Annotated in this window: 1 protein-coding gene; it reads right to left on the reverse strand. The window is 65.1% G+C overall.

All coding sequences use genetic code 11. The annotated features are described in order from the left end of the window. Nucleotides 1-36: 36 nt before the first annotated feature. On the reverse strand, nt 37-1,128 hold the full coding sequence (locus AB0D57_RS47855; protein ID WP_362088793.1) for an IS630 family transposase: 1,092 nt from the start codon (nt 1,126-1,128) through the stop codon (nt 37-39). Between the last annotated feature and the right edge of the window lie 47 nt (nt 1,129-1,175).

The following is a 1,175-nucleotide window of genomic DNA, read 5'->3' on the forward strand; positions in this document are numbered from 1 at the left end:
CGCCCTAGTGTCCTGAGTCTCAGAAGCGCTGCATAACTAGGGCTTGGGGCTCGGCAAGCGGTTGAGGTAGCCGGCGAGGCGTTCGAAGATCTCGTCGGCGGACTTGGTCCAGGTGAACGGCTTGGGGTCTTCGTTCCAGTGCGCGATCCAGTCGCGGATGTCTTTCTCCAGTGCCTGGACGTTCTTGTGGACGCCGCGTCGTATCTGCTTGTCCGTCAGCAGGCCGAACCAGCGCTCCACTTGGTTGAGCCAGGAGGAACTGGTGGGCGTGAAGTGCATGTGGAACCGTGGGTGCGCGAGCAGCCACTTCTGGATGGCGGGGGTCTTGTGGGTGGCGTAGTTGTCACAAATCAGGTGGACGTCGAACTCGGCGGGGACTTCCTTGTCGAGCTTGGCGAGGAACTTCTTGAACTCGGCGTCGCGGTGGCGGCGGTGCAGGGAGCCGATGACCTCACCAGTGGCGGTGTTGAGCGCCGCGAACAAGGTGGTGACGCCGCCGCGCAGGTAGTCGTGGGTGCGCCGTTCGGGCATGCCGGGCATCATCGGCAGCACCGGGGCCGAGCGGTCCAGTGCCTGGATCTGGGACTTTTCATCGACGCAGAGCACGATGGCGCGCTCGGGCGGATCTAGATACAGGCCCACCACGTCGCGGACCTTCTCGACGAACTGCGGGTCCTTGCTCAGCTCGAAGGTGTCGACCTGGTGCGGCTTGAGGCCGAAGGTGCGCCAGATCCGCGAGACCGTCGACTGGCTCAGCCCGCTCTGCTTCGCCATCTCGCGGGTGGACCAGTGCGTGGCGCCCTTCGGCGTCGTCTCCAAAGTCCGCACGATCACATCCTCGACGTGCTCGTCAGTCACCGTGCGGGCAGGACCCGGCCGCTTCTCGTCGGCCAGGCCCTCCAGCCGATTGGCTGCGAACCGCTTGCGCCACGTGGCCACCGTGGTCGGATGGATGCCGAGGTCCGCACCCACCTGAGTGTTCGACAACCCGTCAGCACAAGCGAGGACGATCCGGCAGCGCAGCGCCAGGGCCTGCGCGGACGTCGCCCGCCGCGACCAGCGCAGCAACGTCTCACGCTCATCATCCGTCAGGACCACTTCGACCGTCGGCCGACCCATACGCGCCATGAGCCCAGCATACTTCTACGGCTTTCCTAAGACTCAGGACACTAGGA

This window comes from Streptomyces sp. NPDC048275 (assembly GCF_040652275.1).
Taxonomy (GTDB): domain Bacteria; phylum Actinomycetota; class Actinomycetes; order Streptomycetales; family Streptomycetaceae; genus Streptomyces.

What these genes read in the sequence shown, in the direction of transcription:
- AB0D57_RS47855 (WP_362088793.1), bottom strand. Translation starts at nt 1,128, where the DNA reads ATGGCGCGTATGGGTCGGCCGACGGTCGAAGTGGTCCTGACGGATGAT.